This is a genomic window from Roseovarius atlanticus, assembly GCF_019802205.1.
GTDB lineage: Bacteria > Pseudomonadota > Alphaproteobacteria > Rhodobacterales > Rhodobacteraceae > Roseovarius > Roseovarius atlanticus_A.
Genome location: NZ_JAHVHQ010000004.1, coordinates 739,383 through 753,059, shown reverse-complemented (window position 1 = coordinate 753,059; position 13,677 = coordinate 739,383). Strand labels below are relative to the sequence as shown.

General features: G+C 68.5%; 14 protein-coding genes. 9 read left to right on the top strand and 5 right to left on the bottom strand.

Annotated elements, in window-relative coordinates:
* Positions 1-62: 62 nt before the first annotated feature.
* The 3 genes from infA to KUV49_RS20300 form a co-directional block, all read right to left on the bottom strand.
* A complete protein-coding gene (gene infA, locus KUV49_RS20310) occupies positions 63-281 on the bottom strand; it encodes a translation initiation factor IF-1 (RefSeq protein WP_005978431.1) in 219 nt (72 codons plus the stop codon).
* An 81-nt stretch (positions 282-362) separates the two neighbouring features.
* Positions 363-1,247 carry a carbon-nitrogen hydrolase family protein gene (locus KUV49_RS20305; protein ID WP_222452713.1) on the bottom strand — a complete coding sequence of 295 codons (885 nt, stop codon included), beginning with the start codon at positions 1,245-1,247 and terminating at the stop codon, positions 363-365.
* A 62-nt stretch (positions 1,248-1,309) separates the two neighbouring features.
* Positions 1,310-2,233, bottom strand: coding sequence for a LysR family transcriptional regulator (locus KUV49_RS20300; protein ID WP_222452712.1), 924 nt, complete (start codon positions 2,231-2,233; stop codon positions 1,310-1,312).
* Between the two features lie 101 nt (positions 2,234-2,334).
* Here KUV49_RS20300 and metF point away from each other — a divergent pair, with 101 nt between their 5' ends.
* The 3 genes from metF to KUV49_RS20285 all read left to right on the top strand — a co-directional run bounded on the left by metF (position 2,335) and on the right by KUV49_RS20285 (position 5,060).
* Positions 2,335-3,201, top strand: a complete 867-nt coding sequence (gene metF, locus KUV49_RS20295) for a methylenetetrahydrofolate reductase [NAD(P)H] (protein WP_222483209.1) — start codon at positions 2,335-2,337, stop codon at positions 3,199-3,201.
* 561 nt (positions 3,202-3,762) lie between these two features.
* Positions 3,763-4,125, top strand: a complete 363-nt coding sequence (locus KUV49_RS20290) for a nuclear transport factor 2 family protein (RefSeq protein WP_261391630.1) — start codon at positions 3,763-3,765, stop codon at positions 4,123-4,125.
* 437 nt (positions 4,126-4,562) lie between these two features.
* Positions 4,563-5,060 (top strand): PaaI family thioesterase, encoded by a 498-nt coding sequence (locus KUV49_RS20285; protein ID WP_222452710.1) that lies wholly within the window; start codon positions 4,563-4,565, stop codon positions 5,058-5,060.
* Positions 5,061-5,125: 65 nt separating this feature from the next.
* Here KUV49_RS20285 and KUV49_RS20280 read toward each other — a convergent pair whose 3' ends face one another.
* The gene (locus KUV49_RS20280) at positions 5,126-6,202 is read right to left on the bottom strand and encodes a DUF2235 domain-containing protein (protein WP_222452709.1); all 1,077 of its coding nucleotides are present in this window, start codon (positions 6,200-6,202) and stop codon (positions 5,126-5,128) included.
* A 311-nt stretch (positions 6,203-6,513) separates the two neighbouring features.
* Positions 6,514-7,644 carry a type III PLP-dependent enzyme gene (locus KUV49_RS20275; protein WP_222452708.1) on the bottom strand — a complete coding sequence of 377 codons (1,131 nt, stop codon included), beginning with the start codon at positions 7,642-7,644 and terminating at the stop codon, positions 6,514-6,516.
* 109 nt (positions 7,645-7,753) lie between these two features.
* Between KUV49_RS20275 and KUV49_RS20270 the strand changes: the two genes are divergently transcribed.
* From KUV49_RS20270 to KUV49_RS20245, 6 genes are all read left to right on the top strand, one after another.
* Complete coding sequence (locus tag KUV49_RS20270) at positions 7,754-8,188, top strand: Lrp/AsnC family transcriptional regulator (protein ID WP_222452707.1); 435 nt, start codon at positions 7,754-7,756, stop codon at positions 8,186-8,188.
* Positions 8,189-8,558: 370 nt separating this feature from the next.
* On the top strand, positions 8,559-8,771 hold the full coding sequence (locus KUV49_RS20265) for a Flp family type IVb pilin (RefSeq protein ID WP_222452706.1): 213 nt from the start codon (positions 8,559-8,561) through the stop codon (positions 8,769-8,771).
* A gap of 90 nt (positions 8,772-8,861) precedes the next feature.
* Positions 8,862-10,076 carry a CpaE family protein gene (locus tag KUV49_RS20260; RefSeq protein ID WP_222452705.1) on the top strand — a complete coding sequence of 405 codons (1,215 nt, stop codon included), beginning with the start codon at positions 8,862-8,864 and terminating at the stop codon, positions 10,074-10,076.
* Positions 10,073-11,764: a CpaF family protein gene (locus tag KUV49_RS20255; protein ID WP_261391629.1), complete on the top strand. Its 1,692-nt coding sequence runs from the start codon at positions 10,073-10,075 to the stop codon at positions 11,762-11,764. Before KUV49_RS20260 ends, KUV49_RS20255 begins: the two co-directional genes overlap by 4 nt.
* A gap of 3 nt (positions 11,765-11,767) precedes the next feature.
* Entirely contained in the window at positions 11,768-12,709 is a 942-nt protein-coding gene (locus tag KUV49_RS20250; RefSeq protein WP_222452704.1) for a type II secretion system F family protein, read from the top strand.
* On the top strand, positions 12,702-13,676 hold the full coding sequence (locus KUV49_RS20245; RefSeq protein ID WP_222452703.1) for a type II secretion system F family protein: 975 nt from the start codon (positions 12,702-12,704) through the stop codon (positions 13,674-13,676). Before KUV49_RS20250 ends, KUV49_RS20245 begins: the two co-directional genes overlap by 8 nt.
* The last annotated feature ends 1 nt before the right edge of the window (position 13,677 follow it).

The window sequence follows — 13,677 nt, the reverse complement described above, 5'->3', positions numbered from 1 at the left end:
GTGCGCACGCATTTCACCTCGGGTGAAACGCTTCCGCGCACGGCGCGAACCTGCGGTTCGCGCTACTTGAACCGATAATTGATCCGACCCTTGGTCAGATCGTAAGGTGTCATTTCCACCTGAACCTTGTCGCCTGCCAGAACCCGGATGCGGTTCTTGCGCATCTTGCCTGCCGTGTGGGCGATGATCTCATGGCCGTTCTCTAGCTCGACCCGAAATGTCGCATTCGGCAGGAGTTCCTTCACGACACCTGGAAATTCGAGCGTATCTTCCTTGGCCATGGTCTCTCCTTGGTTTCCGCCCTGCCGGTTGCAGGACAGGCGTTTAAATGGCCCCATTCCCCAAGGTTTTCAAGTCAAATATCATTGCAGCCGTTCAACTTTGGGGGCGCCGTCGCGTCCCGCCTGCTCGGCCCAGTGGCTGCGGTTCAGCACCCCGCCATCCGCCCGCACCTGCGCGATTTTCTCCAGGTCGACCTCGGCAAAGGTCCATCCCGGCGCGTCCAGCACCCCCTCGGCCAGCACGCCCGTGGGCGGAAATCCGTGGTCCGGCGGGCCAAAGATACCGCCCGCACCCGTCGTCACGTCGCAGACCTCCGACCATGCGGCCTCGCCCACCAGCGACGACATGGCACTGACGCATTGCTGCTCCAGCGCGCGGGCCATGGCCCCGATCCGCACCCGCCAGTACCCGGCCAGCGTCTCGGTGCAGGACGGCACAAGCAGGATGTCCACATCCTGCATCGCACGGCCCAGCAGCGGAAATTCACTGTCATAACAAATGAGTACGCCGATCCGCCCCAGCGCGGTGTCGAAGACTTTCAACGGCCCGCCCCCGACGCACTCCATAGGCTCCCGCTCCCAGCGTGTCATGATCTGCTTGTCCACCACGCCCTTGGCCCCACCGGGCGCGAAGAACGCCGCGCGGTTCACCGGGCGCGGGCCCAGCGCGTCGTCATAGACCGGGGCAGAGCCGCCCAGGATATGCACACCGTACTGCCCTGCAAGCCTGGAATGCAGCGCGTCGGCCTCGGGCATCCGCTCCGACACCGCCCGCAAGGACGGCTCCAGCTCCGCCGAGACCGCCCGCCCCGCCAGCGGCGCCAGTTCCATCGCCGCATACTCGGGAAAGACCAGCAGGTCCGCCCCCTGCCCGGCCGCCTCTGCCACCCAGGCCTCGATCTTTTCGGCATAGGCGTCCCAACTGTCGAACTCGTCCAGCGGGTAGGCCGCAGTCGCAATCTTCATCGTTTTCGCTTTCCGTGACAGGTTTCACCGGCACCCTAACGGCCCGACCGGCCAAGCGCCACTCAGACCGTTTCGCGCTCTGCCGGGCGCTGCATCCGCAGCGGAATCTCCCGCGCCAGCCGGATCAGATGCGCCATGTAGGGCTTGTCCGCCTCGTCCTCGCGGATCGCCGCATAGAGCCGCTTGGTCAGACCGCCTTTGGTCACGGGCCGCGTGACGTATTCCGAGCTTGTCCGTTGTTCCCTCAGCACCCAGTCGGGCAACACCGCGACGCCCCGATTCGACGCCACCAGCAGCAGGATCACCGCCGTCAGCTCGATCTGCCGCACCGCGCGCGGCTCGACCTTGGCGGGGGTCAGCAACTCGGTGAAGATGTCCAGCCGCGAGCGGTCCACCGGGTAGGTGATCAGCGTCTCGTCCCGGAAATCATCCGCCTCGACGAAATCCTTGCCCGCCAGCACATGCTGGCTGGAGGCCACGAAGAGCGGCTCGTAATCAAACAGCGGCTGAAAGATCACGCCATCGAGGTCCTCGGGATCCGACGACACCACCAGGTCCACCTCCTCCTTCTGCAACGCGGGCAGCGCGTCGAAGGCAAGGCCGGGCCGGATGTCGATATCCACCTCCGCCCAGGTCTGCCGGAATCGCTCCAGCACCGGGAACAGCCATTCGAAACAGGCATGGCACTCGATGGCGATATGCATCCGCCCGGCGCTTCCCTGCCGCAATCCGCTGAATTCCGCCTCCAGCGCCTCGACCTCGGGCAGCACCTTCTCGGCCACGCGCAACAGCCGCAGCCCCGCCGCCGACAGCTTCAGCGGTTTCGAGCGCCGCACGAACAGTTCCACCCCCGCCTGATCCTCCAACCCCTTGATCTGGTGGGACAAAGCCGACTGCGTGATGTGCAGAAGATCCGCCGCACGGGCCAGCCCGCCGGCCTGGTGAATGGCCCGGATCGTCCGCAGATGGCGAAAGTCGATATGCATGAATATTAGCCCGCCTCATTCAAACCATGAATTTTATGAAGTTGTCTCACATACGCGCGCCTGCGACAAGAGACGCAACACCCCATTGCAGGATACCCGTCATGAGCACCCCTACCGTTTCCTTCGAGTTCTTCCCGCCCAAATCGCTGGAGGCCTCGGTTCGCCTCTGGGACACGGTCCAGACGCTCGCCCCGCTGGACCCCAGCTTCGTGTCGGTCACCTACGGCGCCGGCGGCACCACCCGTGAACTCACCCGCGATGCCGTGGCCACGCTGCACAAGTCCAGCGGCCTCAACGTCGCCGCCCACCTCACCTGCGTCGAGGCCACCCGCGAGGAAACCCTGGCCATCGCCCAGGACTTCGCCGATGCCGGCGTGAACGAGATCGTCGCCCTGCGCGGCGACCCGCCCAAGGGCTCGGACGGCTTCACGCCCCATCCCGAGGGCTTTGCCGACAGTTGCGAGCTGATCTCGGCGCTGGCCGACATGAACCGCTTCAAGATCCGCGTCGGCGCCTACCCGGAAGTGCACCCCGAGGCGGCGGATGCCCAGGCCAATATCGACTACCTGAAACGCAAGATCGACGCCGGCGCGGCCGAGGCGATCACCCAGTTCTTCTTCGACACCGAGGCGTTCTTCCGCTTCCGCGACGCCTGTGCCGATGCGGGCATCGACGCCCCCATCATCCCCGGCATCCTGCCGATCGAAAACTGGGGCGGCACCAAGCGCTTCGCCGCCGCCTGCGGCACCAACATCCCCGCATGGCTCGACGAGGCCTTCACCAAGGCCGCCCGCGACGACCGCGAAACGCTTCTGGCCACGGCCCTGGCCACCGAACTCTGCAGCGAGCTGATCGAGGGCGGCGCCGAGCACCTGCATTTCTACACGCTCAACCGCCCCGAGCTCACGCGCGACGTCTGCCACGCCCTCGGGGTCACGCCCAAGGTCGAACTGCGCGACGTCGCCTGACGCACCTTTGATCCCTGTGACACTCCCCTCCCCGGGGCTGTCGCAACGCCTGGCCCTGCCTTCCCCGAAGGCGGGGCTTTTTCGCGCACACCTGCCAGGCGTGCAGGTAATGCGACGCGTGCTTGACCCGTGCTCGACCGTCAGGATTGAGTCCATAACTGCCACACTCACAAAGCGCCCGCGCGGAACAAGGGCGAAGCCCTCCACGCATCGCGCCAGAGGCGCGTCACTTAATATGCGCGCCTTTGGCGCGCCGGGCCGCTCCGTCACGCCAGAGGCGTGCCGACTATAGTTGGCGCACCTTTGGTGCGACGGCACGGCGATTTGGCAGGTGACGTGCCACGCTCTCGGGTTGGGTGTGCCTGGCCGGCAAAAAGTGTTCATCACCAACGTCGGTTCGCCGCCCAACGGCCTGTCGATGCGCGTCTGCTCACCGTCGGAAACCAACGTCCGCGTCGTCCGCATCTCGGCCATTCATCTTTATCGCAGCGAATGTACGGTTCGAGTCCAGTTTGACCGTCAGAACGTTGGCCGTATGCTAAGGTTGAACGAAGCAGGGAGATGACGTTGACTCAGGTGCAAGGCAGCAAGGACTGCGGCAATTCGCCAAAGAACAAGTTCGTTCAGGATGTAGCGGTCGCCCTAGAATGTGGTGAGGCTGAACCGAGCGCGTTCAGCGAAGACGTGATTTGGGAGCACTCTCCAGTCGAACCAATCTCGGGAAAGAATGCGCTTTTTAAGCATCTTGGAGATCGGCCGAAACTAAGCTCTGTCACCGTTCTGCATGCGATATCTCACGGCAGGGTCGGTGCTGCGAGCGGAGAGGTCACGTTCGCTGACGGACAAACTCAACGTTTCTGCCATGTGTTCGAGTTTACGAATACCAAGGCCAATTGTGTTGCCGTTGTGAGAAGCTACAGCTGATCGCGCCAGTGTCGGCTTTGACCGCATTTCGGCCATTCATCTTTACCGCCGCGAATGTTCGGATCGAGCCCTTGTGAGACACTGGCATCGAGCCCCCCAGCCGGTTAACAGCCGCGAAGCGGCCCGGCCATCGTCAGCCCCTCCCATGGGCTGGCGATTTGGCGAGGCTGGGCGCAACGATCCTTCCGGGGATGTATCTGGCAGGCATAAAGTGCTTTTTAACTGCCGTCGGATCGCCACCCCAGGGGCTGACGATGGCCTCCGTCGTGAATGGCGGCAATGTCCGCACAGCCGGCCTTTGCCAAGCATCGCAAACCTTCTGCGCATCAAAATGCAGCCCCTCCATCACAGCCACGACACGCAAAAACCGTGAGGCTTTCATGCCCCGCCGCCCGGGCGGGCTTGCCACCCTCCCCGGCCCGAACTAGCGTGCCGCCATGAACGACACGGCCCGCCCCTTCACCGCCACATCGCTGGACCAGATGCCCGACATGGACGCGCTTTTGTCCCGCTCCGGCCTCGACTTCATGCGCGACATGATCGCGGGCCGCCTCACCGCCCCGCCTATCGGCGCCACGCTCGGCTTCACCGCGCTCTCCGCCGATCCCGGCCAGGTGGTGTTCGAAGGCACCCCCGGCTTCGGCGCGCTCAACCCGATGCGCGGGGTCCATGGCGGCTGGTATGGCGCGATCCTCGACTCCTGCATGGCCTGCGCGGTGATGACGCTGCTGAACAAAGGCCAAGTCTACACGACGCTCGAATACAAGGTGAACATCACCCGCGCCCTGCCCTTGGGCATGGTGGCGGTGGCCACCGGCACCACCCAGCATGGCGGCCGCCGCACCGCCACCGCGGTGGGCGAGCTGCGCGGCAAGGAAGACGGCAAGCTCTACGCCACCGGCAGCACCACATGCCTGATCATGGACGCCGCCTGACCGCCCGCGCCAAATCTTTTCAACAAAAGATTTGCCAAAACTTTTCCCGAAAGTTTTGCCCGCGCCTACATCACCGCCTGCGCATCGGTCGCATCCGGCGCGCCGCGGCCCCGCACGCTCTCGTGCAGCCGCTCGGACGGATCCCGCCCGACAACCCTTGCCTTGCGGAACAAGAAGATCTTGCCCCAGCCGCGCCACTTGCCGATCGACGGCGCGTCGGGGTCCGTCGGATACCGTGCGCGCCAGCCCTCGGGCAGGCTCAGCCCATGCGCCTCGGCCCGCTCCAGCATCCAGACCAGCGGGATGTTCGACAGGGGCCGCGCCGCCTCGAACCCGTCCAGCTGCCCGCCCACGTCGCCATGGGTGCCCCGGAACCACACCTGCTCCACCCGGCCCTCCCCGGCCCGCGACCCGGGCCCGGTTTCCCACATCACCGGGGTATAGACCCGCCGCGTCTCGTCCAGCGCCAGCGCGTGATAGCCATGCCGGATATGCGGCCCCAACGCGTGGCTGTGAAACGCGTTCTTCGGCGTCAGCAATCGCCAGATCAGCGGGCCGGACCAGTCCAGCGCCTTCACCGTGTCCCAGACGCCCACCATCTCGATCGGAGAGCTTTCGTGGCACAGCGCGCGGGTGAATTCCGCCGCGGCGGACCCCGCCGCCTCGTCGCGGTAATGGCGATAGGCGGTCTTCACCTGCCGCTCGGTCGCATTTTCCGCCCGCAACAGCCCGACCCGGTCGATCACCCCGGCCAGCGACCGCACCGCATAGGCCCCGCGCGAAAACCCGAACAGGAAGATCCTGTCGCCGGGCCGATAGCGGGACGCAAGATAGCCATAGGCCCGCCGGATCTGCCGGTTGATCCCGCGCCCCAGCATCACGTCGCCGGTGCGCCGCCAGTCCGGCCACTGCACCCCGGGCTCGTAGTAGAGCGACATGCCCACGCCCACCGTCTCGTTCAGCAGCTTGAAGGTCAGGCCCGCATTGCTCTCATAGCCCGGATCGAGCGACGACATCGTGCCGTCCAGGATGATGACATGGCTCACCGCGCCCCGCGCGACATGCCTGGTCCGCACCCGTTCGCCACGGGTCAGGCCAACCAGCCGCCGGACAGCCCGGCCAATGCGTTTCGTCCAGCTCATCGCGGTCCAGCATCCCCCAAACCCGGCCCGGGGTAAAGGACCCTGCGCACCGCTCCCGCGCTTTTGCCGGCACCCTGTTTCCCCTTCGGCACCGCCGTGACGCGCCCCGCCGTGGGGACCTTGTGGCCTGGGCCAGCCCGCGCCCGCTCCGCAACGACGCCGGTCGTCGCGGTGAAACCGGCCCCGCCACCGTCGCGCCCGCTGGCGGACCGCAAAGAGGCCCGGCGCCGACGCGCGGGCCCGACGCTCCGCCGCTGCGCTTCAGCCGGACAAGGGTACGCGCGGCCCTCGGCTTTCCGCATCCGGCCCGATCACGACAGCCGCGTCACCATGATCGGCCCGTCCGGCCCATAGCCGTTGAACCGCGTCGCCAGCGCCCGCGAATACGCGCCCATCCCCTCGAACAGCACGTAATCTCCCTCGGCCACATCCTCGGGCAGCGCCACCGGATCGGGCAGCCGGTCCAGGCTGTCGCAGGTCGGCCCGAAGACCACGCGCGGCACCGGCGCACCGCGGCGTGGCTGCCCGTCGGGCCGGACCAGCCGCACCCGCGTCAACGCGTCGATATCCCGCGCCTCGGCCAGCGCGCCATAGATCCCGTCGTTGAGGAAAAGGCTCCCGTCCGGGCGCACCGCCTTGACGCGCGCGGCCAGCGTGAACGCCTCGGCCACCATCGCCCGCCCCGGCTCGCAAACCAGCGCGGGCGGCACCTCGAACGCCGCGCGCGCCACCTCCGCCACGTGGTCGAAAATCGCCTCCAGGTCCGGCGCCGCCCCCGAGCGGTGCGCCGCGAACCCACCGCCCACGTTCAGCCGTTCCAGGGTCACCCCCGCCATCCGCGCCACCTCGGCACTGGCCCTCACATACGCCCCCCAGGCCGCCGGGTCGGCGCATTGCGTGCCGGGATGAAAGCAGATGCCGGGACGAAACCCCATCCCGGCGACCCGCTGCAAAAGCGCCGCCGCCGCCTCCGGCGCGGCCCCGAACTTGGCCCCGAAATCATAGGCCGCGCCGCGCACCGGCAGCGCCAGCCGCACCGTCACCTCCAGGTCGCGCGGCAGGCCGGCCAGCTTTTCCAGCTCCGACATGCAATCGACCGAGCACGAGGCGACGCCCATCGCCGCGGCGGTGTCGACCTCCGCGACCGAGCGCACGGGGTTGTTGTAATGCAGCACCGCCCCCGGCGCGGCGGCCCGCACCGCCCGCATTTCCGCCGGGCTCGCCACGTCGAACGCCGTGAGGCCCGCCGCGGCCAGGTTGGCCAGCACCTCGTCGCCCGGATTGGCCTTGACCGCATAGGTCACCAGCCCGTCGAACCCGTCCAGGAACCGGCGCGCCGTCGCCTGAAGAACCTCGGGACTGAAATAGAGAACCGGCACGTCGGGGCGGTGCCGTACAAGATGAGCCAGCGGGCTCTGCCACGTGGATGTCTGATGCTGCATGTGTCGCCTCGTTGATGGTCTTTTGCTCAGTGTGCCGCGAAACCGCGTGGATTTGTCGGGTCAGATTGTACGAAATGTCGTAACATGTCGGCAAAACGCCGAGGGAATCATGCAAACAGACGAACTTGACGAAGCGCTGATGGCACTCCTGCAGGAAAACGCGCGCATGCCCGTCGCCACGCTCGCCCGGCGGCTGGGCCTTGCGCGCACCACCGTCCAGGCCCGGCTCGACCGGCTGGAAACCTCCGGCGTGATCCTGGGCTATACCTTGCGCCTCAACGCCGCGCGCCGCGCGCCCCTGCGCGCCACCGCGCTTGTCCAGATCGAGGCCCGCAGCCAGCCCACGGTGCTCTCGCGCCTGCAGTCGCTGCCCAATGTGCGCCGCGTGCACACCACCTCGGGGCGTTTCGACCTGATCGTCACGCTCGAGGCCGAAACCACCGAAGAGCTTGACGACACGCTCGACCGGATCGGCGACGCCAAGGGCGTGCGCGGATCGGAATCGCTCATCCACCTCGCCACCAAGCTCGACCGCGGGCACTAGGCGCGCCCCGTCCCGGACCTGATCCGGGACCTCCCCGCCGCCCGACCGATTCGTCCGGCCCTGCCCGTTCAGGCCGGTTTTCCCGCCTTTTCCCGCGCCGGTTCCCGCCTGTTCCCGGCCGGGAAGATCATTCCGCGTCCGACCCCCTCGGACCCGGCCGCGGTTTCGCCACATCCGCGCCCGCTTCTGCCAATTTCGGCGCAAGATTCCGTACGACCTTGGTCGGACGACCTTCCGACGATGGGGTCGTAAAGCCCCGCACCGACCGAGGAAGGATGTCGCACGTCGCCGCGCCGCGCCATTGTCGGGCCACACGAGGGTCGCCAGGACCCGCACTCAACAACCACGACAACCACGGAAGAAAACGACCATGACCATCGCACGCAAATCCATCCAGACCCTCGCCCGCACCTTCGCCCGCGACGAGGACGGCGCCACCGCCATCGAATACGGCCTCTTCGCCGCCCTCGTGGGCGCCGTGATCGTCGGCACCATCGCCACGCTGGGCGGTCAGACGAACACCGGCTTCACCACCATGAGCGACGAACTCACCGCCCAGGGGATCGACGCGCCCACGAACTGACACCTCGCCGCATCCCGCCGGGGCGGCCCGCATTGCGGCGCGGCCGTCCCGCCCTCACCCCTCTTCCCCCACCCCAACCGGAGACCGCCCATGCCCTTCGACACCCAAGACGGCGTCGCCCCATCGCTCCAGGCCTATGTCTGTTCCGATACCGGCGCCGCCACGGCCCGCGCCGTTCTGGCGGAAAGCAAACAGGTGGCCAAGGCGATCCACGGCGGCGGCCTCAGCGGGGCGGCGCGGCTTCTGCCCAACGCGTCGAGGGTCAAGTGCATCCTGGCCGAGATGGGCCAGCTTTCCCTCGACATGGCCACAGAATGCGTAGCGGAACTGACCCGTGCCGGCATCGAGGTGATCGTGCTGGGCCGCGTCGACGACATCGCCACCTACCGCGCCCTGCGGCAGGCCGGCGCGCGCGACTATTTCGCCTTGCCGGCCAAGGCCTCCGACATCCTCGCCGCCACCACGGCGACACCCCCGGCGGTCGGCCTCGCTGCGTCCGTCGCCGAACCGCAGGCCCAGCGCGGGCGTGCCATCGGCGTCATCGGCTGCAAGGGCGGCACCGGCGCCAGCCTTCTGGCACAGAACCTCGCCGCGCACGCCTCCGCCCCCAGGGGCCCCGCCCGAAACACCGCCCTGCTGGACGCCGATCTCGAATTCGGCAGCCAGGCCATCGACCTCGACCGCGACGAGACCCGCGGCCTCTTCGACGCGCTCCGCGCGCCCGCCCGGATCGACGGCACATTCATCGCCGCCACCATGGACCAGATCAGCGACACGCTCTCGCTCTATTCCGGCCAGGTGCGCCGCGACCAGACCGCCGCCGACTACGAACCCGGCCTCACGGCGCTCCTGCCGCGCCTGCGCGATGCGTTCGATACGGTCATCGCCGACCTGCCCCGCGGCCTCGTCCTGCGCCAGCCCGAGGTCATCGGCACGCTCGACCGCCTCGTGCTGGTCCTGCCCGCGGGCTTTGCCGGGGTCAATGCCGCCAGCCGCCTGATCGGCCAGGTCCGGGCGGATCATCCCGACCTGCCGATCCTGGCCGTGCTGTCGGAAACCCTCAAGGATGCTGGCATCCGCCACAAGGACATCGCCAAGGCGCTCGACATGCCCCTCACGGCGATCCTGCCCTGCTCCACATCGGCGCTGGCAAAGGCGCACAAGGCCGCGCGGCCGCTCGTCACGCTGCAGCCCCGGTCGCCCTGGGCCCGCGCCGTGCGCACCGTGTTCGACGCGGCCACGGACCCCGCCGCGGCCAAGGCCGCCCCGCGCAAGGCCACGCCCCGCAAGAGACTGTTCGGATGAAACACGAGGTCGTCGAGCACGACAACCGTCCCGCGCTCGACCGCGTGCTGCACATCGCACGCCGGATCGACGCCGACGGCCTGTCGGTCGAGGAAAAGGTCAACACCGCCCTCACCTTCGTGGTCGAGGCCGCGAAGACCCCGATCTCGCTCGGCCAGCAGCGTGCCCTCCTGGCCCAGGCCGTGGCGGCCCTGGGCGGTACAGCCCCCGCCCCGTCCGATGCCCCGGCCCCGATACGCGTGCCGACACCGGCCCGGGCCGGGGCCGCGTCCCCGCAGCCGCCGCGCCCGCACGCGCCCTTCGATGCCCCGGCCCGCCCCGCCGCACGGCCCTCCGCCCCTGCCCAACGGCCCGCGAATGGCGCGCCCGCGCCCGAGCCGAAGCTCCCCGCCCTCATCCAATCCGTCACCGCCGCCACCACCGCCGGCTCGGACGTCTCGAACATGGTGGGCGAGATGATCCAGGCCCTCTCGGAACTGCTCGACTTCACCGAGATGGCCGCCCTGCCCCGCGCCGACCAGGAAAGCCGCATTCACGACGCCATCCACGGCATCTCCGAGCAGCGCAAGATGCACCTCAACGGGCGCGAAGTGGCCGACCTGGTGCAGGCCGTGCTCGCCGACATGCTGGGGCTCGGCCCGCTCGAACGCCTGCTGGCCGACGAGGAGGTGACCGACATCATGGTCAACGGCGCCGCGCAGGTCTACGCCGAGCGGCGCGGCAAGCTGGAACTGACCGGCACGCGCTTTCGCGACAACGCCCATGTCCATGCCGTGGCCTCCCGCATGGTCGCCGCCGTGGGCCGCCGCATCGACGAGGCGCAGCCGATGGTCGATGCCCGCCTCAAGGACGGCAGCCGCGTCAACGTCGCCATCCCGCCCTTGGCCATCGACGGCCCCACCATCACCATCCGCAAGTTTCCCGCCGCGCCGATGAAGCTGGAAAGCCTCGTGGCCAACGGCTCGCTGTCGGAACAGATGGCGGGTTTCCTCGGCCTTGCCGCCTACCTGCGGCTCAACGTGCTGGTCTCGGGCGGCACCGGCTCGGGCAAGACCACGCTGATGAACGCGCTTTCCGCCTTCATCCCCGCCACCGAACGGCTGGTCACCATCGAGGACGCCGCCGAACTGCGCTTCCAGCAGCCTCACGTGGTCCGGTTCGAAACCCGCCCCCCCAATGTCGAGGGCAAGGGCGAGGTCACCATGCGCACGCTGGTGCGCAACGCGCTCCGGATGCGCCCCGACCGCATCATCATCGGCGAGATCCGCGGCGACGAGGTGCTGGACCTGCTGCAGGCCATGAACACCGGCCATGACGGCTCGATGAGCACCCTGCACGCCAACTCCCCGCGCGAGGCGATGACCCGGATCGAGAGCATGGCCGCGCTCGCCGGCTTCGACATGGCCTCGGGCGTGGTGCGCCGCCAATTGGCCGATGCCGTGCAGCTGGTGATCCAGATTTCCCGGATGCGCGACGGCACCCGCCGCATCACCTCGATCTCCGAGGTCGCCGGGCTCGAAGGCGACGTCGTCACCCTCCAGGACCTCTTCACCTTCGAGACCGACCCCGACAGCACCCGCGCCGAGGTGCGCGGCCAGTTCCGCTATTCCGGCTATCGCCCCAAATTCGCCAGCCGCGCCGCCGATTACGGCGTCGGCGCCGATCTCGACGCCGTGCTGAGAGGATAACCCATGAGCCTTTTTCTCATCGCCCTGACGGCCAGCATCGCCACCTTCACCGCCCTCGTGCTGTGGGTGCTGGTGCATGTCGACCGCACCCGCCGCCGGCTCCACGCCCGGCTCCGGCGCGGCCTCGCCCAGACCCGCGCCGCGACGCTCGAACCGCCGCGCCGCGGGGTCCGCATGACGGGCGACAGGGGCGGCCTCACCGCCCGGATCGAGGGGCTGCTGGCCCAGACCGGCCTCAACGTCGCGCCCAGCGACATCTGCATCCAGGTCACCATCGCCGCCGTGGCGATCTATGGCCTGGCGGTGCTCTATGCCGGGATGAACCCTGTCCTGGCGCTGGGGCTGGCCGTGGCCCTGCCCGTGGGCCTCGCGGTCGCGGTGCTGCGCCACGCCCGCGCCCGCTACCAGGCCGCCTTCACCGAACGCCTGCCCGAGGCGCTCGACATCTTCGCCCGCGGCCTGCGCGCCGGACGGCCCATCGCGGATTCGCTGCGCATCGTGGTGGAAACCACCACCGGCCCCGTGCAGACCGAATTCGCCCGCTGCCACGGCGAGATCTGCCTCGGCACGCCCCTGCCCGACAGCCTCGCGGCCCTCTACATGCGGATGCGCACCGCCGAGATCGGCTTTTTCGCCGTCGCCACCGCCCTTCAGGCCGACTCGGGCGGCAACCTCGTCGAGACACTGGAAAACCTGGCCGAACAGCTGCGCGAACGCCGCAAGCTGCGCAAGAAGGCGCGGGCGCTCTCGTCCGAGGCCCGCGCCAGCGCCATGATCCTCGCGGCCCTGCCCTTTTGCATCGCCCTGGCGCTCTTCGTGCTGAACGGTGCGTATCTCAAACCGCTCTTCACCGATCCGCGCGGCCAGGTGATGGCCGCGGGCGCGCTGACCAGCGTCACGCTCGGGGTCTACCTGATGGCCCGCATGGGGCGTCCCGATGTCTGAGGCAACGGTGAATATCCTGTCCTGGATGGCCTTCGCGGGCCTGATCCTGGCCACGCTCGGCCTCGGTGCGCTGGTCGACATCGAACGCAGGCGCGCCGGCCTCATGCTGCGCCTGCGCCGCGCCGGCGGCCAGGCGCTCGGCCCCCGCGCCGCCGCCCCCGGCAGCGCGGGCTCGGGCAGCTTCGCCTGGCTGCGCGGCGGGCTGCGTCGGATCGTCCTGCGCCTGGGCGAACGCCTCTCGGTGATCCTCGGCGGCGAGGCCCGCGACACCGCCGCCGACCTGCGCTCGGCCGGCTATCGCGGCCGCGACGCCCTCCTCGTCTACGCTTTCCTGAAAACGGTCCTGCCCGTCTGCGCCTTCCTGTCCGGTGGCGTCTGGGTGGTGACCGTCTACCCCATCGGCATGCAAGCGCTCATTCCCTCGGCCATCGTCCTGGCCGTGGCGCTCGGCATGTCGATGGGCATCGACATGGTGGTCGACAGCAAACGCCGCGCCCGCCTCGCCCGCATCCGCCGCGGCTTTCCCGACCTGCTGGAACTCCTTGTGATCGCCTCCGAGGCCGGCCAGGGTCCGCAGCAGGCCCTGCACCGCGTCGCGCGCGAACTGCACTACAGCACGCCCGAGCTTGCCGCCGAGATGCAGCAGATGGTCGCCGAGATCTCCATGACCAACGACCGCCGCACCGCCTATGACAAGCTTTCGGCCCGCGTGCCCCTGCCCGAAATCGCGATCTTCACCCAGGCGCTGGAACAGTCCGACACCTACGGCACGCCCTTTGCCCGCGCCATGCGCAACCTCGTGGCCGAACAACGCGCCAACCGCCTGATCGCGCTCGAGGAAAAGGCCGCCCGCCTGCCCGTCCTGATGACCGTGCCGCTGATCTTCTGCATCATGCCGGCGGTCTTCGTGGTGCTGGTCGGCCCCGCCGGGCTCTCGATCTTCGACAACATCCTCGCGGGACGCTAGA